The 16804-nt window shown below is 44.1% G+C and carries 19 protein-coding genes and 2 pseudogenes; 14 read left to right on the top strand and 7 right to left on the bottom strand.

Features of this window, described 5'->3' with window-relative positions; translation table 11 throughout:
* Nucleotides 1-13: 13 nt before the first annotated feature.
* Both mutY and NQZ91_03585 read left to right on the top strand, forming a co-directional pair.
* Complete coding sequence (gene mutY / locus NQZ91_03590; GenBank protein ID UUM58462.1) at nucleotides 14-1165, top strand: A/G-specific adenine glycosylase; 1152 nt, start codon at nucleotides 14-16, stop codon at nucleotides 1163-1165.
* 500 nt (nucleotides 1166-1665) lie between these two features.
* Nucleotides 1666-2009 (top strand): annotated as a pseudogene (locus tag NQZ91_03585) (transposase).
* Between the two features lie 4 nt (nucleotides 2010-2013).
* On the opposite strand, the pseudogene NQZ91_03580 reads toward NQZ91_03585, so the two are convergent.
* A pseudogene (locus NQZ91_03580) lies at nucleotides 2014-2661 on the bottom strand (transposase family protein).
* Between the two features lie 312 nt (nucleotides 2662-2973).
* Here NQZ91_03580 and pflA point away from each other — a divergent pair.
* Complete coding sequence (gene pflA, locus NQZ91_03575; GenBank protein UUM58461.1) at nucleotides 2974-3762, top strand: pyruvate formate-lyase-activating protein; 789 nt, start codon at nucleotides 2974-2976, stop codon at nucleotides 3760-3762.
* 68 nt (nucleotides 3763-3830) lie between these two features.
* Entirely contained in the window at nucleotides 3831-4898 is a 1068-nt protein-coding gene (locus NQZ91_03570; protein ID UUM58460.1) for a beta-hexosaminidase, read from the top strand.
* A gap of 26 nt (nucleotides 4899-4924) precedes the next feature.
* On the opposite strand, the gene NQZ91_03565 is transcribed toward NQZ91_03570, so the two are convergent.
* From NQZ91_03565 to NQZ91_03550, 4 genes are all read right to left on the bottom strand, one after another.
* Nucleotides 4925-5773: a VOC family protein gene (locus NQZ91_03565; protein UUM58459.1), complete on the bottom strand. Its 849-nt coding sequence runs from the start codon at nucleotides 5771-5773 to the stop codon at nucleotides 4925-4927.
* 100 nt (nucleotides 5774-5873) lie between these two features.
* Nucleotides 5874-6275, bottom strand: coding sequence for a nuclear transport factor 2 family protein (locus NQZ91_03560; GenBank protein ID UUM58458.1), 402 nt, complete (start codon nucleotides 6273-6275; stop codon nucleotides 5874-5876).
* A gap of 14 nt (nucleotides 6276-6289) precedes the next feature.
* On the bottom strand, nucleotides 6290-6910 hold the full coding sequence (locus tag NQZ91_03555) for a thioredoxin (GenBank protein ID UUM58457.1): 621 nt from the start codon (nucleotides 6908-6910) through the stop codon (nucleotides 6290-6292).
* A 167-nt stretch (nucleotides 6911-7077) separates the two neighbouring features.
* Nucleotides 7078-7617: an NAD(P)H-dependent oxidoreductase gene (locus NQZ91_03550; GenBank protein UUM58456.1), complete on the bottom strand. Its 540-nt coding sequence runs from the start codon at nucleotides 7615-7617 to the stop codon at nucleotides 7078-7080.
* Nucleotides 7618-7772: 155 nt separating this feature from the next.
* Here NQZ91_03550 and NQZ91_03545 point away from each other — a divergent pair, with 155 nt between their 5' ends.
* Nucleotides 7773-8120: a helix-turn-helix transcriptional regulator gene (locus tag NQZ91_03545; GenBank protein UUM58455.1), complete on the top strand. Its 348-nt coding sequence runs from the start codon at nucleotides 7773-7775 to the stop codon at nucleotides 8118-8120.
* Nucleotides 8121-8148: 28 nt separating this feature from the next.
* Here NQZ91_03545 and NQZ91_03540 read toward each other — a convergent pair whose 3' ends face one another.
* The gene (locus NQZ91_03540) at nucleotides 8149-9846 is read right to left on the bottom strand and encodes a M3 family oligoendopeptidase (GenBank protein ID UUM58454.1); all 1698 of its coding nucleotides are present in this window, start codon (nucleotides 9844-9846) and stop codon (nucleotides 8149-8151) included.
* A gap of 60 nt (nucleotides 9847-9906) precedes the next feature.
* On the bottom strand, nucleotides 9907-10716 hold the full coding sequence (locus tag NQZ91_03535) for a MurR/RpiR family transcriptional regulator (protein UUM58453.1): 810 nt from the start codon (nucleotides 10714-10716) through the stop codon (nucleotides 9907-9909).
* A gap of 102 nt (nucleotides 10717-10818) precedes the next feature.
* On the opposite strand from NQZ91_03535, the gene ybeY reads away from it, so the two are divergent.
* From ybeY to secG, 9 genes are all read left to right on the top strand, one after another.
* Nucleotides 10819-11316 carry an rRNA maturation RNase YbeY gene (ybeY, locus tag NQZ91_03530; GenBank protein UUM58811.1) on the top strand — a complete coding sequence of 166 codons (498 nt, stop codon included), beginning with the start codon at nucleotides 10819-10821 and terminating at the stop codon, nucleotides 11314-11316.
* On the top strand, nucleotides 11297-11698 hold the full coding sequence (locus NQZ91_03525; protein UUM58452.1) for a diacylglycerol kinase family protein: 402 nt from the start codon (nucleotides 11297-11299) through the stop codon (nucleotides 11696-11698). Before ybeY ends, NQZ91_03525 begins: the two co-directional genes overlap by 20 nt.
* 17 nt (nucleotides 11699-11715) lie before the next feature.
* Nucleotides 11716-12615, top strand: coding sequence for a GTPase Era (gene era / locus NQZ91_03520; GenBank protein ID UUM58451.1), 900 nt, complete (start codon nucleotides 11716-11718; stop codon nucleotides 12613-12615).
* A gap of 459 nt (nucleotides 12616-13074) precedes the next feature.
* Nucleotides 13075-13512 carry a GNAT family N-acetyltransferase gene (locus tag NQZ91_03515; GenBank protein UUM58450.1) on the top strand — a complete coding sequence of 146 codons (438 nt, stop codon included), beginning with the start codon at nucleotides 13075-13077 and terminating at the stop codon, nucleotides 13510-13512.
* Between the two features lies 1 nt (nucleotide 13513).
* Entirely contained in the window at nucleotides 13514-14341 is an 828-nt protein-coding gene (gene mutM, locus NQZ91_03510) for a DNA-formamidopyrimidine glycosylase (GenBank protein UUM58449.1), read from the top strand.
* Nucleotides 14334-14936, top strand: a complete 603-nt coding sequence (gene coaE / locus NQZ91_03505; GenBank protein ID UUM58448.1) for a dephospho-CoA kinase — start codon at nucleotides 14334-14336, stop codon at nucleotides 14934-14936. The genes mutM and coaE overlap by 8 nt, the downstream gene beginning before the upstream one ends.
* Nucleotides 14923-16128: a multidrug efflux MFS transporter gene (locus NQZ91_03500; protein UUM58447.1), complete on the top strand. Its 1206-nt coding sequence runs from the start codon at nucleotides 14923-14925 to the stop codon at nucleotides 16126-16128. The genes coaE and NQZ91_03500 overlap by 14 nt, the downstream gene beginning before the upstream one ends.
* Nucleotides 16128-16277, top strand: coding sequence for a 50S ribosomal protein L33 (gene rpmG, locus NQZ91_03495; protein UUM58446.1), 150 nt, complete (start codon nucleotides 16128-16130; stop codon nucleotides 16275-16277). Before NQZ91_03500 ends, rpmG begins: the two co-directional genes overlap by 1 nt.
* Nucleotides 16278-16323: 46 nt before the next feature.
* Entirely contained in the window at nucleotides 16324-16557 is a 234-nt protein-coding gene (secG, locus tag NQZ91_03490; GenBank protein ID UUM58445.1) for a preprotein translocase subunit SecG, read from the top strand.
* Nucleotides 16558-16804 lie beyond the last annotated feature (247 nt).

Here is a 16804-nt window from a genome sequence, read left to right as displayed (position 1 = left end):
CTATACTAGAATTATGTTAGATTTGAAAGAATATGGAATTGACATGTGGTCAGAAGAGAAGATTGTCGCCTTTCGCAAGGCTCTTCTTGATTGGTATGATGAGAACAAACGAGACCTGCCTTGGCGACGAACATCGGATCCCTACGCCATTTGGGTGTCTGAGATTATGTTGCAACAGACGCGTGTGGATACGGTTATTCCTTACTATGAGCGCTTTCTCCACCATCTGCCGACTATCAGAGACTTGGCAGTGGCACCGGAAGAAGTCATTCTCAAATTGTGGGAAGGGTTGGGCTATTATTCTCGTGTCCGCAATATGCAGAAAGCGGCCCAAGATATGGTTGAACGGTTCGATGGTTCCTTTCCCAAGACACACGCAGAAATTTCCAGTCTAAAAGGCATTGGTCCCTACACAGCTGGTGCTATTTCTAGCATTGCCTTTGGTTTGCCGGAGCCTGCGGTAGACGGCAACGTCATGCGCGTGCTCAGCCGTTTGTTTGAAGTGGATTATGACATTGGTCTCCCTGCGAATCGCAAGATTTTTCAAGCCATGATGGACATCTTGATTGACCCAGCTAGACCGGGAGACTTTAACCAAGCCCTGATGGATTTGGGTTCAGATATTGAGGCGCCTGCCAATCCACGGCCAGAAGAAAGTCCCGTGAAGGACTTTAGTGCAGCCTATCTCAATGGCACAATGGACAAATATCCTATCAAGGTACCCAAGAAAAAGCCTGTCCCAGTCGCCTATCAAGGCTTTCTCATTCGCAATCAGGATAATCAATTTCTCCTTGAGAAAAATACCGACGCTGGACTCTTATCAGGATTTTGGTCTTTTCCGCTTTTGGAAAAAGGGGCTATCCTAGCCAAACAAGTTTCCTTGTTTGAAGTGGCAGAAGAGCCGGAGCAGCCTGATATGAAGCTACGCTTTACAGAAGAATATGGTCTGACTATTGACTGGCAGGAGCAAGAATTTGAGACCATTCAGCATATTTTCAGCCACCGCAAATGGCAGATTGAGTTGATAGAAGGAGTGGCAAGTCAGTCGGAATTACCAGCTAATCGTGAATTAAAATGGATTTCGGTTGAAGATTTTCATACCTATCCCTTTGCCAAGCCACAGCAGAAAATGTGGGATGAGTTTAACAAAAATTTTAAAAAATAAGTTTGTTTTTTGCACACAATTATTTGAATTTATTTTGAAAAAGTGTTATATTAACATTGTAGATAGAAAGATGATTTCATTTATTCTTTGGCAAACTAGCTATTGCCCCCTAAGGCAGTAACTAGAGGAAGGTCTGCTTCAGTTCCACCCATCTATTTATGATATTCTTTATTCACAACCTTATTTTCATTGGCTTGCTGCCCGTTCAAACTCTGGAAATACCGACCTGGTATTTCCACAGAAGATCGTCAGTCATTGATTGATTTTCGGATATTATATTTAGAACACTGTAAAAAATAAAGCAATCTCCACACTTTAGACAATTGAAAATTAATAGAAAATGGGTAGCAATCGAAGCATATTAGTTTTTAATCATTAACTTCTGGAGACGGACCTTCCTGATAATAACCACTAACCGAGTTTCAAATGAAGCTCGGTTTTTGAGTTTTTAGGTTCTTCCAACCACAAGTCATTGATTGGGTTAGTGACCGAGTAGAAGCGGTTGTGATAGTGATTGGATGAATGAATTTCTACACCAATTGTCAGAAGCTTATCAGATGACTACATTATTCTAGTCATGGACAATGCCATCTGGTATAAATCTCAGACATTGAATATCCCTGAGAATATAGAATTTACCTTTATTCCACCTTACACACCAGAGATGAACCCTATTGAGCAAGTCTGGGCCGAAATCCGCAAACGTGGTTTCAAGAATAAGATATTTAGAAGCTTGAATGAGGTTATTGATAAACTTCAAGAGGTTATTCAAAACCTATCTCCTTCTCAACTCAAATCAATTGTACGTAGAGAGTGGAGTTTGGCTATTTTTGATTTTAGTTGAGTATAAATATGTCCATAGTGATGACTTTAACACGATTTCTAGCTTGTCTGGAATAGCGCAGGAAGTGATTTCTGATTGTGGCTTGTGTGCGTCCGTCAAGGATTGTAATGACTTTTAGCGAGTCAAAATTCTGAGCGATGAAACTCATTTTTCCCTTCTTGAAACTAGCTCAAACCGTATATCCCCAGACTGTTTGACTCCCAGCTCATATTTTCAGGAAGCAAATCCCAATCGGTTTTAAATTGGAACTCATTTAGCTTACGAATGACAGTTGAGGTAGAGAGAGGGCAAGACGCTTAGCGATGTCGGTCATAGACTGTTTTTCAATGAGAGGTTGAGCTATTTTCTGGTGAACAATGGTTGAGATTTGGTGGTTTTTCTAGATCAGAGAGGTTTCTGCGACAGCCATTTTTCCGCAATTTTTACAGCGGAAACGGCGCTTTCTCAAGCGGATAAGCAGAGGGTATCCAGCAGATTCTAAGTAGGGAGTTTTAGAGGTTTTCTGGAAATCGTATTTAGTCATTTGACCATGACAAGAGTGGTATTTAGGAGCTGAATAATCCAGTTTGGCAAGAATTTCCTTGTGAGAAGTGCAGTCCTCATAATCCAAAATAGTGATGTTGGGGTCTTTCGTTCCCAGTAAGTTTGTGATACTATCCTCGCTTTATTATTTCTGGGCTCGGGGATAAACAGTCACTTCCCTGACTATTTATCTATTCCATATGATTCCTTTTTAATGATGGTTTAGACGCTTTTCATTTTAGGTCATGTGGGACTTTTTTTCTATACTCAAAAAGGCTCCATAATCTCCATAGGGGATTTACCCACTACAGTCTTATAGAGCCCAGTTTTGTGGGTGGTTTTTGGTGTGTAGTAACGGGATGTCAATTTATTCATTCAGAAAATATAGAGCGTTTTCATTTTTTGTGATATAATAATCATAGTAAAAAGTGAGGAAAAGCCAATGACAGAGATTGATTATGGAAAAGTTACCGGTCTAGTTCATTCTACCGAAAGTTTTGGTTCAGTTGATGGACCTGGTGTTCGCTTTGTGGTCTTCATGCAAGGCTGTCACATGCGTTGCCAGTATTGTCACAATCCTGATACCTGGGATTTGGTTAACCCGGCAGCAACCGAGCGTACTGCTGAGGATGTCCTAAAAGAAGCTCTGCGTTTTCGGATGTTCTGGGGCAAGGAAGGGGGGATTACGGTGTCTGGTGGTGAAGCGACCATTCAGATTGATTTCTTGATTGCTCTCTTTACCCTGGCAAAAGAAAAAGGCATCCATACGACTTTAGATACCTGTGCCCTGACCTTCCGTTCGACTGAGCGTTATTTGGAAAAATACAACCGTCTCATGGAAGTGACCGACTTGGTGCTCTTAGATATCAAGGAAATCAATCCTGACCAGCATCGTATTGTTACAGGTCATAGTAATAAAACTATTTTAGAGTGTGCTCGTTACCTATCGGATATTGGCAAGCCTGTTTGGATTCGACATGTCTTGGTTCCAGGATTGACAGACCGAGATGAGGACCTGGTTGAGTTGGGCAAATTTGTCAAAACCTTGAACAATGTCGAGCGCTTTGAAGTTCTGCCTTATCACAATTTAGGTGAATTTAAGTGGAGAGAGTTGGGGAGACCTTACCCGCTGGAGGGGACAAAACCGCCGACTAGGGCGCGTGTGGAAAATGCAAAGACCTTGATGGAGACGGAGTCTTATCAGGATTATTTGAATCGGATTAGAGGATGATTGAGAAAGATAGATTTATTCAGAACAAAGAAAACTTCGCTATATTTTCTGTGGTTAGCCTTCTTTTGATGATCTTGCTGAGTGGTTGGATTGTTTTTGATAAGATGGAATCGCCAGCTGTTGATAGTGGTCTGACACAGAAGCAGAGGACTATCAATCAAATGATGGAAGGTATGACCATAGAGGATAAGATTGGTCAATTATTTTTAGGGCATATTCCTGAGCAAGAGGCTGAACAGATTGTTGGGGCCTATTATCTAGGAGGTTATATGCTGGAATCCAAAGATGTAGAAGGTAAGTCGCTGAGTCAGCTAAAAAAAGACTTGGCAAGCTATCAAAAAGCCTCCAATATCCCCTTGCTTTTGGCTTCCAATGAGGAGGGAGGAGCTGTTAGTCAAATTAGTCCAATCTTGAAAGAACCTTTTGCATCACCGATGGAATTGTATGATGAGGGAGGTTTGGATGCTGTCCTGGAGGGAGCAAAATCCAAGGTTTCGGTTCTAAAGGATTTAGGTATTTCAGCGGGCTTTTTCCCGATTGCTGATGTTGTAACCAATCCCAGTTCACCCATTTATGAACGGACACTAGGCCAGGATGCCATGACAACATCTGACTACGTTCGTGAGGTCGTCACATTGCTCAAGGAAGAAAATTTTCTATCTACCTTGAAGCATTTCCCTGGTTCGAGTGAGACGGGTGATGCGAATACGGGGCTGGTCTATGATGACCGTCCTGTAGATGAATTGAGAAAGCAGGATTTCTTACCGTTTGAGGCAGGGATTGAAGCAGGAGCGGACTCAGTCATGGTCAGTCACATTATTCTGACTGCTGTTTCGGACCAACCGTCCTCTATATCACCTGAGGTGATGGCTATTTTACGTCAGGAGCTGGGCTTTGAAGGGGTTATTTTGACAGATGATTTTGATAAATTGGGTTTGTCAGAATTTCTTGATCAAAATGAAGCAGCCCTTCAGGCAATCGAGGCGGGGGCGGATATGATTTTGTCTTCTAACTTTACGAGTCAGATTCCCTATCTTTTGGACCAGGTAAAAAGAGGAAAACTAAGCGAGGACCGCATTGAGCAATCAGTGGAACGGATTTTGGGGATGAAATACGATTTAGGTTTGATAAAATAAAAGAGGTTAGGTATCTGTCTAACCTCTTATTTCGTTTGGTAGACCAATCGGGTCCTGATGCCGTCCACATCGACAAAGGCGACTTCTTGGGTGGCAAGGTACAGGTCAAGTCCTGCGGTCTGGGCACGTTTAATGGTGGCTTGGAAGGCTTGGATGTCTGTATAGACTAGAGTGTAGTAGGCTAGGCCCGGCATGCCTTCTTTTCGTGTGGCCAGCAGTTTTCCACCCCATTCGTTGACAGCTAGGTGGTGATGGTAGTCACCAGACGCTAGCCAGGCTGCAGATGGGACGGAGAATTTATCCTCGATAGCTAGGACCTCTTGGTAGAATCGACTAGAAGCGGTGCTTTCTCGGACAGATAGATGGACATGACCCATGCGACTGCCAAGCGGCATCTGATAGGCTGCGTCAGCTTTTTTCCCTAAAGCATAGATCGTTTCAGCATCCATAGGCTCAGTAATGCCGATGATACGGCCGTCCGGGCGGACATCCCAAGTGTCTTGAGGCAGGTCGCGGTAAATTTCGATACCGTTGCCTTCGGTGTCGGCTAGGTAAATGGCTTCGCTGTAACCGTGGTCGCTGGCGCCTTGGAGGGGAATCTTATTGTCGATAAAGTGGCGGAAGATGGTCCCTAAGTCCTCTCGGCTAGGTAGGACAATGGCCAAGTGGTATAGCCCGTAGCTGTGGCTAACTTCGCCTTTCTGCTCTGTTTGAATAAGTCGAATAAGGATGTTTTTTCCAACGCCTAGGTCAATCTGGTTAGGACTTTGGGAGAGAACTTGGAGACCTAAGACTTGTTGGTAAAATAGGCTTTGGAGTTCTAAATCGCGGACATTGAGGGCAACTAGGCCCAATTCAAATTGGGAATTGTACATAGGGATACCTATCTTTCTGATACAATTTATAGGAATTTTCGAGTTACTTAGTATCTTTTGGCGAAGAATGTGTGTCGAATAGACTTTTGAAAATTGATTATTATCTCATAGCTTTCTCAACAAGTGCGCTATCTACGATTTGGATAAAGTGTGTAATTCTATTTTCAGCATTAAAATCGTAAATATGGACAAAGTCTGCTTGGAAGGATTTCTGAGTAAGGTTGTAGGTCCCCTTGTAGTAGCCATAAACCATGACACGGTTTCCTGAAAAGGCGTAATCAACAGGTGTGGCACTATAATTGGTCCATTCAGAACCTAGTTTTGCATGGACGTTTTCAATCACTGCATCTGGACCGATATAGGTACCAGCATAGGGAAAGCCTGCAGCTTCTGTCCAAGAGATATCAGCAGCCAAATGGCTCTTGAAATCTTCTATTCGACCTTGAGCAGTAGCTAGATAAGTCTCTTCCAAAATATTTTTATATAATTGATTTTTTGACATAGGTATTTTCTTTTCTATTGAGCAACTGCCTCTTGGAAATTTTTTTCCAAATCATCTACTGTGCGAACTTGGTTAATAAGATTAAAGAAGTTTCCGTCTTTTTCGAGTAACAAGGTTGGGAAAGAGGTTACCCCCATTTCATAAGCCTTGATAAAGTCTGGGTGTAGATTTTCTGGTTGATTCAAGATGCTTGATAGTTCTTCCATAGCCTTTGTGGGTAACTGATAGGTACCGATTAGGCTGGTGTAACTATCTGCTTGACTGAGATCTAGCCCATCTTCAAAAAATAAGGCTTGGATGTCTAATGTCAGCTGAGCATGGTTATGTGTCTCAACATAGTTTTTCAAGACTGAGTAGGCTCTAGCAGGACCGAGGGAGTCCATAGTAAAGTCCTTATCCTTAAACAATTGATTGTAGTTATCGCCAAAAGACATTTGGTAATAGCTTTCGATTTGTTTGTTGATGGTCTGTGCCTGCTGGAAATCAACCATTTTCTTTTTGTTATCTCCGACAAACAAGCCTCCGTTAATGACCTCTATTTCTATGTCAGGATGGCCTTGCATGAATTTTGTGAAAATGTGGTTAAAGCCGTAGGTCCAACCACAATAAGCATCGATGATGTAATATAGTTTCATTTTAATTTTCTTTCATCTTATTTTCTTGGTTTTTGATTAGAATTTACCATTGCTATTGGAAGTTTTGGAATTTTCCTCAATTGGCACAATAACATCCCAGAGTTCTGCAATTTTATCATCTTCAACTCGATAAAGGTCATGGAAGGATGTATATTGACCTGTAGAATCTAAGCTTCTAACAAAGCTTGAGCTTGCGCTTGCAAGCCGGCGATGGCTTCCTCTGACAATACCAACTGTCCAGTTCCCCATGCTTCTGGATTGACAGTTGTACCTGTAAACTCACCTACAACTTGCATACGAACAAACGGTAGGAGTGCATGGTAGCTAGCGAACATTTGGTCATGTCCAGCATTGGCAACAGATGATACAGTAACGATTTTGTCTTGTAGTGCAGATGGGCCACGTGTTTCTGATAAGTCTAGGGCACGGCTGAGCCAGTCAATCAAGTTCTTCACAGTCCCAGGGATTGCAAAGTTGTAAACCGGTGAGAAAATCCAGATAGCATCTGCAGCTATAATCGCATCGCGTGCAGCTTGGACAGCTGGCAAGACTGGTGTTTCAAGATCTTGGTTCATAAGCGGGATTTCTTTATAGTTAAGATAAGATACAGTTGCTTGACCTTCTAAGATGCTTTCAGCTTGCTTTGCCATTTGGTGATTAAATGAACCTTCACGTAGTGAACCGACGATAAATAGAATGTTTTTCATGATGTTATACCTCTAACAATTTTTTCTTTCCTGCTTTCGCAGTTTATGGTATTATTGTATCAGGTACTAAAAATATTACAAGTACGTTTTTTTTGAATAGTCACTATCTTTTTGTGAAGTAATGTGTAGTATCAAGGAAAAATAAAGGAGAAATTATGGCAACGTTCACACAGCATACGGTTCCAGAGTGTCCTTATGTGACCACTCAGAGTGTCTTATCTGGGAAATGGAGTATCTTATTACTACATCATATCGAAGAAGGTCCCGTTCGGTTTAATGAATTGCATCGTCGATTGACAGGGATTTCCCAAGCAACCTTGACTAAGCAACTGCGTCAGCTGGAAGATGATGGTTTAATCACTCGGAAGGTTTATGCACAGGTTCCGCCAAAAGTGGAATATGAACTGAGCGAGATTGGTCAGGAATTTAAGATGGTTTTGGAGCAAATTGAAGTCTTTGGGGATAAGTACATCGAATTTGTCAAAGCAAAAAAATCTGAATGAGTTCGTATCTCATTCAGATTTTTGTGTTTTATAGTTCGTCATCCTTAACTGCATTTAACCAATCGGCAGCAGCCTTGGCTGTGCTTTCAAGGGCACCTTCTTTGAACGGTGATTGGAGGTTTGCAGCTTCAACCACTTGTAAGAAGGACTTGGTGCCGCCCAAATCACAGATGCGGATGTAGTCTTCCCAAGCAGTTTCATCATGGTCCACCTGCGTGCGTTTCCAGAATTGGAGGGCACAGACTTGAGCCAAGGTGTAGTCGATGTAGTAGAATGGGCTGGCAAAGATATGCCCCTGACGGTACCAGAAGATACCACGGTTGAGGGCTTCTGATTCAGAATAATCACGGTCTGGCAAGTAGAGGTCTTGGAGTTTTTTCCAAGTCGCCTTTCGTTCAGCTGGAGTCATCTCTGGGTGTTCATAGACTTCGTGCTGGAAGTGATCCACCAAGACACCGTAAGGCAAGAAGAGAAGGGCACTTGCCAAGTGAGTAAATTTATATTTATCGACTTGTTCCTTGAAGAAACGGTCCATCCAAGGCCAGGTCATAAATTCCATAGACATGGAGTGGATTTCACAGGTTTCATAGGTTGGCCAAACAACTTCTGGACTTTGAATCCAACGCGAACGATAGACTTGGAAGGCGTGACCTGCTTCGTGGGTCAAGACATCAATATCACCGCTGGTTCCATTGAAGTTGGAGAAGATGAATGGGCTCTTGAAGTCAGGGATATAGGTACAGTAGCCACCGCTGTTTTTGCCTGGTTTTGCGACCAAGTCTAAGAGTTCATGCTCAATCATGAAATCGAAGAATTCGCCTGTTTCTGCGGACAATTCGCGGTACATGTCTTGGGCTTGGCTGACGATAAAATCAGGGTCACCTTGTGGGACTGCATTTCCGTCCAAGAACTCAAGATTGAGGTCGTAGTGTTTGAGGCTTGGAACTTGCAGGCGATTGGCTTGGCGTTGACGCAGATTTTGTACAATCGGTACGATGTGTTTGAGGATTTCCTCACGGTACACCTTGACCATGTCACGATTGTAATCGAAACGGTTCATCTTGAGGTAACCGTATTCCACATAGTCCTTGAAGCCAAGTTTGTGGGCGATTTCTGTGCGGACTTTGACCAATTCATCGTAAACGCGGTCGAAATCAGCTTCCTTGCTTTCAAAGAAGGCAGTTGTAGCAGCAGAAGCAGCCTTGCGGACTTCACGGTCGGTTGATTGACCAAATGACCCCATTTGTGCCAGGTTGTAAGTCTGTCCTTGGAAATCAATCTCCGCACCCGCAATCAGTTTGCTGTACTCATCAGATAATTCATTTTCTTTTTGCAGTAATGGAATGACGTCTGATGAGAATGTCTTGAGCTTATTCTCAGCCTGCATGAAGAAGGTTTTAGGCAAGATGTCTGACAACTCTTCCTTGTAAGGGGTCTGGACAATGACACGGTAGTAGTTGGTGGTCAATTCTTCAAAAAGTGGAGAATACTCATTCCAAAACTTGGTTTCTTCATTGTAAAACTCATCATTCATGTCAATAGTATGACGGATCATCCAGAGGTTGTACTGGGTATCGATCAAGTTGAGTAATTTGGTAACGTCTGTCACAAGTGTACGAGTTGTTTCCAAGTCACTTGCCTGAGCCAACTGGTCTGTCAGGTCAGTAAATTGAGCCTTGATGGCTTCATAATCGGGACGGACATAGGTATAGTCTGAAAATTTCATATGATTCTCCTTTTGTATTGCTACCTTCTATCTTACTCTTTTTGAAAACGTTTGGCAAATCTAGTCAACGATTGTTTGTTTAAATATGCTTTCTTTTTTCTCTTGATCTATAGCATGAAAGTATGCGTAGAGAATATCTAACATGATCAATAACGGGATCTGTGGTGAAATGCGATTGCCATAGTTCAAATTGCGAACAGATGCGACAGGGATAAGGGTGTCAATAGGAGTTGTATCAAATTCCCTGGTTGTCAAGAGGGCTGTCTGAATACCTCGCTCGGCTGCCAGAGTCAGGTGGTCGATGATATCCTCAGTATAGCCAGACAGGGAGAGCCCAATCACTAGGCAGTTGGGATCCAGGATATTGGTGGTCCAGATCAGGTTATTGCGGTCGGTAATGGCGTCGCAGACAACTCCCAGGCGCATGAAACGGGACTTAATCTCCATGGCAACGAGGCCTGAACTGCCGGTGCCGTAGAAATAAACCCGCTTGCTTTGGTCAATCAGGTGGGCGATTTCCTGCAGTTTTTCCTCGTCCACCAGCTGGCTGGTCGCAGTTAGAATTTCGTCGTAATCCACCAGGACCTTCTTGGTCAGGTTGTTTTGGACATGTTTAAATTGTTTGTCTAGCTGTTGTTGCTGGTTTTGAAAGGCAAAGACAAATTCCCGATAGCCTGAAAATCTGCATTTCTTAGCAAAGCGGGTCAGGGCAGAAGGAGAAATATGTAGTTCCTGGGTGACGATTTCCAAGCTCAAATCCATGGTCTTGGAGTCCAGGCTTGTAAAGTAGGCCGCAATTTCCCTTTCCAGCTTGGTCATCTGTTCCAGATTGCTGTCGATGATGGCAATGATATTCTGTTCAGCTTTCATAGTGGTTCCCTGTAATAATATAGTGTATTTCTATTATACCATAAAAAAGAATCTTTCTGCCATTTGTGATATAATGTTAAATAGTAAAGGGAATGTATGACCATGTATATTGAAATGATTGATGAAACAGGGCAGGTTTCTGCTCAGATGCAAGAGCAGATTACAGACTTGCTCCAATTTGCGGCGGAGAAAATCGGCAAGCAAAACAAGGAAATGGCTGTGACCTTTGTGGACAATGCGCGTGTCCATGAAGTGAATTTAGAGTACCGGGGAATTGACCGTCCGACGGATGTAGTCAGCCTAGAGTACAAGCCGGAGCAGGAGATTGTCTTTGATGAGGAAGATTTGCTGGACAATCCTGAATTGGGTGAGATGATGGAAGATTTTGATGCCTACATCGGTGAGCTCTTTATTTCCATTGACAAGGCGCGTGAGCAGGCAGAGGACTACGGCCATAGTTTTGACCGCGAAATGGGCTTTTTGGCTGTGCACGGCTTCCTCCATATCAACGGCTATGATCACTACACGCCTGAGGAAGAGGCGGAGATGTTTGGTTTGCAAGAAGAGATTTTGACGGCTTATGGACTTACGAGAGAATAATTCAAAGAAACGCTGGAAGAATCAGAATCTGGTAGCCAGTATGGATTTTGCGGTTTCCGGCTTGATAACGGCCTTTAAGGAAGAGCGCAATATGAAAAAGCATGCGGCAACGGCCTTTTTGGTGGTCTTGGCCGGCTTGATTTTCCAGGTATCGGCTACAGAATGGCTCTTTCTCCTGCTCAGCATTAGCCTGGTGATTGCCTTTGAAATCATGAATTCGGCTATTGAAAGCGTGGTGGATTTGGCTTCGGACTATCATTTTCACATTTTGGCCAAGAATGCCAAGGATATGGCGGCAGGAGCGGTCCTTTTTGTCTCAGGCTTTGCCCTTTTGACAGGATTGATTATTTTTATCCCTAAGATTTGGGATTTGGTTTTTTAGGAAAATAAGGAGAATCTATGACTTTCAAGTCAGGTTTTGTGGCGATTTTGGGTCGTCCAAATGTGGGGAAATCGACTTTTCTCAACTATGTAATGGGGCAAAAGATTGCCATCATGAGCGACAAGGCTCAGACTACCCGTAACAAGATTATGGGGATTTACACAACGGACGAGGAACAAATTGTCTTTATCGACACGCCAGGTATTCACAAGCCAAAGACGGCCTTGGGAGACTTCATGGTTGAGTCTGCTTACAGCACCTTGCGTGAGGTGGATACGGTCATCTTCATGGTGCCTGCCGATGAAAAACGGGGCAAGGGTGATGATATGATTATGGAGCGTCTGCGTCAGGCCAAGGTGCCGGTTATTTTGGTGGTTAACAAGATTGACAAGGTCCATCCGGACCAGTTATTGGAGCAGATTGATGATTTCCGCCAGCAGATGGATTTCAAGGAAATTGTGCCTATTTCTGCAACCCAAGGCAATAATGTCAATCGCTTGATGGAAATTCTCAAGGAAAATCTGGATGAAGGTTTCCAATATTTCCCAGCAGACCAGATTACCGATCATCCAGAGCGCTTCTTGGTGTCCGAGATGATTCGCGAGAAGGTCTTGCACCTAACTCGCGAGGAAATTCCGCATTCGGTGGCAGTGGTTATCGAGTCCATGAAACGGGATGAATTTACAGACAAGGTTCATATCCGCGCGACCATCATGGTCGAACGCGATAGCCAAAAAGGCATTATCATTGGCAAACAAGGAGCCATGCTTAAGAAAATCGGCTCCATGGCTCGACGCGATATTGAACTTATGCTGGGGGACAAGGTCTTCCTGGAAACCTGGGTCAAAGTCAAGAAAAACTGGCGTGACAAAAAACTCGATCTGGCAGACTTTGGTTATAATGAGAAAGAGTATTAAAAACGTCCGGGGGAGTGAAACAGTCTGGGAATAGACTGTTTCAGCTGGTCACCTAAAAATGCGAAAGTGACCATGTGAAAACCCGAGCCAAGAAATTGGAGAGCGAGGAACGTTCGGGGGGGCGAAGCAGTCCAGTGGATGTGAGAAACTAGTAAGTCGCCCAGGCAATTCCGCAGAGAATTGCCGTTAGTTGAATAGCGTTTTAATGCATTCAACTTTGGCGAATTGAACCCAAGCCAAGAAATTGGAGAGCGAGGCAGTCGGGGCGTGACCTCAATAGCCCGCTAGCCTTGAAGTAAGAAGACGGCTGTGAGCTTATGGATAGTCTCTAATATTCCAATTCCAGAAATCCGAAAGTGACGCAATAATGCCATGTTGCTACATCTTTGAGGTAAAAACATATAAAGAAACATTGAGACACCACGTTAGTGGTGTTTTACGTCGCAAAGGTGAGAAAGTATGTCAATAAAATCTGTTACGGAAGAAACAGTTTCTGTTTGGGGTTCATTTGCTAGTTCGGTATGGCAGACAGATAAACAAGTTTTGATGGAACAATTTGCTGAGGGTAAGTTTCCATTTGAGTTTCTTTATTATTCTTCGTCAGGCATAGCGGTGGCGTGGATAAGTTTGTCACTCCGCCATGATTATGTGGAAGGCTGTCAGTTTAGTTCAGTTGCCTATGTAGAAGGAATTTTTGTTCATCCTGATTATCGTGGACAGGGGATTGCTGCCGAATTACTCGATTTTGCAGATTCGTGGGCTAAATCTCATGGAGCACGGGAACTGGCATCGGATACGGATTTTGAAAATAGCCACAGTCAGGCTTTTCATACCAAGAATGGTTTCAGAGAAGTAAGTAGAAATATACATTATGTCAGAAAGGTTGAGGTGGAATAGTATGCCCGAACTTCCAGAGGTTGAGACGGTTCGTCGTGGGCTCAATCGTCTTGTCAAAGGTAAGAAAATTGAACGTGTCCGGGTGGACTATCCTCGTATGATTGTGACTGGTGCGGACAGCTTTCGTGAGCAGTTGGTTGGTCAAACCATCATGGAGGTGGACCGTCGGGGTAAATATTTGCTCCTCTATCTGACAGATTTTGTGCTGATTTCCCATCTGCGTATGGAGGGCAAGTACAATCTTTTCCATGATGTGGTGCCTGCTAGCAAGCACTTTCATGTCTTTTTTGCATTGTCAGACGGTTCTACCTTGGTTTACCAAGATGTCCGCAAGTTTGGCACCATGGAATTGTTGCGGGAAGTGGACTTGGAAGCCTATTTCTTGTCTAAAAAATTAGGTCCTGAGCCGACGGAAGAAGACTTTGATATGGCTGTTTTTCAGACCAAATTAGCTAAGTCCAAAAAGCCAATCAAGTCGCACCTGCTGGACCAAACCCTAGTGGCTGGTCTGGGCAATATCTATGTCGATGAGGTGCTTTTCCGAGCACAGGTTCATCCTGCCCAGGGAAGTTCAACCTTGACAGCAGAACAGGTGGCGGGCCTTCGCCAAGCCACCATTGATGTTTTGGCTCTGGGAGTTGAAAAGGGCGGTTCGACCATTCGGACCTACAAAAATGCCTTAGGCATGGATGGGACCATGCAGGATTATTTACAAGTTTATGGAAAGCAGGGGCAGGCCTGTCCGCGTTGCCAGACGGAGATTGTCAAAATCCAGCTGGGAGGTCGGGGCACGCATTTCTGTCCCCGGTGTCAGGTGAAGCATGGCTAAGGTAATCGGATTAACAGGCGGTATCGCGTCGGGTAAGTCAACAGTGACGGCTTTTTTACGAGAGAAGGGCTATCAGGTCATCGATGCAGACGGGGTAGTTCATGATTTGCAAAAAAAGGGCGGACGGCTCTATCAGGTCTTGCTTGAGGAGTTTGGTCCGGCAATTCTAGCAGCTGATGGTCAATTGGACCGAGTAAAATTGGGCCAGCAGGTCTTTGCGGATAGCCAGTTGCGGGCCCGTTTATCTGAACTGCAGGACCAGATTATTCGGAAAGAACTGTTGGCACGACGGGATTTGCTAGCACAGACAGAAGAAGTGGTTTTCATGGATATTCCCCTGCTCTACGAGTTGGATTATAGCGGGGAGGTCGATGAGGTCTGGCTGGTCTATGTCGATGAGCGCCAGCAGTTGGCACGGCTCATGGCTCGCAACGGCTATAGCCTGCAGGAGGCGGAGAATCGCTTGGCAGCGCAGCTTTCTTTAGAAAAGAAAAAAGAACGGGCAGATAAGGTGATTGATAACAGTGGGTCGCGGGAGGCGACCTTGGCGCAGGTGGCGTCTTTGGTGGAGGAGATTGGAAATGGACGAGGGTAGTAGTTACTGGAAGCCGAATTTGAAAGTGGCCTGGATTGGGAATTTTTTGACGGGGGTTAGTTTTACCTTGGTCATGCCTTTTATCTCGGTCTTTGTGGAGGAGTTGGGAGTGACTGGCAGTCAGGTGGAGTATTTTGCTGGTCTGGCTGTGTCGACCAATGCCCTGGCGGCAGCTATTATGGCACCGATTTGGGGGAGTTTGGCGGACCGTTATGGTCGCAAGCCCATGATGGTGCGGGCGGCTTTGGCTATGATTTTCACCATGGGTGGGATGGCTTTTGTGCCAAATGTTTTTTGGATGATTGTCCTGCGTGTGTTGAATGGGATTTTTACCGGCTATATTCCCAATGCGACGGCTCTAGTAGCCAGTCAGGTACCCAAGGACAAGACAGGCTATGCTCTGGGAACCTTGTCAACAGGGGCTGTGGCGGGTAACTTGATTGGCCCGACTCTGGGTGGTTTTTTGGCGGAAATAGTGGGGATTCACAATGTCTTTCTGCTGGTCGGTTTGCTCTATCTCTTGGTGGCGGTTTTGACAGTTTTATATATTCGTGAAGATTTCAAGCCGATGGCAAAGGGGCAGCAGATGATGATTGCAGAGCTCTTTCATCAAATCAAGGACAAGCAGATGATGGTGGGACTGTTTATCACTTCCATGATTATCATTGCGGCGGCTCAGGCTATCGTGCCGATTTTAACTCTTTATGTGCGGCATCTGGGTCAGACGGACAATCTGCTTTTTGTAGCTGGATTTATTATTTCCCTGCCGGGCATGGCCTCGCTGGTGACTTCAGGTCCTTTGGGGAAATTGGGGGACCGAATTGGCAATCACAGGTTGCTGCTCATGGCCTTGGCCTACAGTCTCTTGATCAATGTCCTCTGCGTCTTTGCCCAAAGTCCTTTCCAGCTAGGTGTACTGCGCTTTCTCTATGGTTTTGGTACGGGAGCTCTATTGCCGTCGGTCAATTCCCTCTTGACCAAGTTAACGCCCAAAGAAGGGATTTCGCGCATTTTCTCCTACAATCAGATTTTTAATAATCTAGGTTCGGTTGTGGGACCCATGATTGGGTCAACGACTGCTGCTCATCTAGGCTATGATTGGGTGTTTTATGTGTCTAGCGCTCTGGTTTTGTTTAATCTGATTTGGTCCTTGGTGAATTTTAGAAACTACTTGAAAGTAAGGGAAGTCTAGTGAGAGTAAAAATCAATTTGCAATGTTCTGAATGTGGCAGTAAGAATTATTTGACTAGCAAGAATGCCAAGACCCATCCGGATAAAATCCAGGTCTTGAAATACTGCCCCAAGGAGAGAAAAGTAACCCTCCACCTTGAAACGAAATAGATTCTGTGGTATAATAGCAGGAGTTATTTAAGAAAGTGAAAAAAGTATGTATCAAGTATTATTAACCATTCTGTTGATTTTATCTGTTATTCTTGTGGCGGTGATTTTTATTCAGCCAGCTAAAAACCAATCAAGTAATGTCTTTGATGCTTCTAGTGGTGCTCTTTTTGAGCGGACAAAGGCGCGTGGGTTTGAGGCAGTGATGCAGCGTTTTACAGCCATTCTAGTTGCCCTTTGGTTGCTCAATGCGCTGGTTCTGGTTATCATTTCAAGTAATTAATAGAATCAAATGTAGACTGGGGCAATGCTCTTGGTCTATTTTTTTGGGAGTGGGACAGAATTTGACTAATCAAAAGAAGTTCAACTGAACTCTCGCGTTTCTAGGTTCAGGCTAAAACGGTCTATTCCTAGATCGTTTTACTCACACCCTGTACAGTTGATTAGGAAATTTTGGAGAATAAAATGCGAACAAAATTTCCAATCAACCACTGCGCTGAAATGATGACGCAAATTTAGAAAAGTAGAGC

Source organism: Streptococcus suis (genome assembly GCA_024583055.1).
In the GTDB taxonomy this organism is placed as follows: domain Bacteria; phylum Bacillota; class Bacilli; order Lactobacillales; family Streptococcaceae; genus Streptococcus; species Streptococcus suis_V.
The sequence above is the reverse complement of the archived record's forward strand: the minus strand, read 5'-3'. Positions and strand labels throughout refer to the sequence as shown.

Bases quoted from the DNA above. Each gene is read 5' to 3' on its own strand.
- mutY (UUM58462.1), top strand. From the start codon at position 14: ATGTTAGATTTGAAAGAATATGGAATTGACATGTGGTCAGAAGAGAAG.
- pflA (UUM58461.1), top strand. From the start codon at position 2,974: ATGACAGAGATTGATTATGGAAAAGTTACCGGTCTAGTTCATTCTACC.
- NQZ91_03570 (UUM58460.1), top strand. From the start codon at position 3,831: ATGATCTTGCTGAGTGGTTGGATTGTTTTTGATAAGATGGAATCGCCA.
- NQZ91_03565 (UUM58459.1), bottom strand. From the start codon at position 5,773: ATGTACAATTCCCAATTTGAATTGGGCCTAGTTGCCCTCAATGTCCGC.
- NQZ91_03560 (UUM58458.1), bottom strand. From the start codon at position 6,275: ATGTCAAAAAATCAATTATATAAAAATATTTTGGAAGAGACTTATCTA.
- NQZ91_03555 (UUM58457.1), bottom strand. From the start codon at position 6,910: ATGAAACTATATTACATCATCGATGCTTATTGTGGTTGGACCTACGGC.
- NQZ91_03550 (UUM58456.1), bottom strand. From the start codon at position 7,617: ATGAAAAACATTCTATTTATCGTCGGTTCACTACGTGAAGGTTCATTT.
- NQZ91_03545 (UUM58455.1), top strand. From the start codon at position 7,773: ATGGCAACGTTCACACAGCATACGGTTCCAGAGTGTCCTTATGTGACC.
- NQZ91_03540 (UUM58454.1), bottom strand. From the start codon at position 9,846: ATGAAATTTTCAGACTATACCTATGTCCGTCCCGATTATGAAGCCATC.
- NQZ91_03535 (UUM58453.1), bottom strand. From the start codon at position 10,716: ATGAAAGCTGAACAGAATATCATTGCCATCATCGACAGCAATCTGGAA.
- ybeY (UUM58811.1), top strand. From the start codon at position 10,819: ATGTATATTGAAATGATTGATGAAACAGGGCAGGTTTCTGCTCAGATG.
- NQZ91_03525 (UUM58452.1), top strand. From the start codon at position 11,297: ATGGACTTACGAGAGAATAATTCAAAGAAACGCTGGAAGAATCAGAAT.
- era (UUM58451.1), top strand. From the start codon at position 11,716: ATGACTTTCAAGTCAGGTTTTGTGGCGATTTTGGGTCGTCCAAATGTG.
- NQZ91_03515 (UUM58450.1), top strand. From the start codon at position 13,075: ATGTCAATAAAATCTGTTACGGAAGAAACAGTTTCTGTTTGGGGTTCA.
- mutM (UUM58449.1), top strand. From the start codon at position 13,514: ATGCCCGAACTTCCAGAGGTTGAGACGGTTCGTCGTGGGCTCAATCGT.
- coaE (UUM58448.1), top strand. From the start codon at position 14,334: ATGGCTAAGGTAATCGGATTAACAGGCGGTATCGCGTCGGGTAAGTCA.
- NQZ91_03500 (UUM58447.1), top strand. From the start codon at position 14,923: ATGGACGAGGGTAGTAGTTACTGGAAGCCGAATTTGAAAGTGGCCTGG.
- secG (UUM58445.1), top strand. From the start codon at position 16,324: ATGTATCAAGTATTATTAACCATTCTGTTGATTTTATCTGTTATTCTT.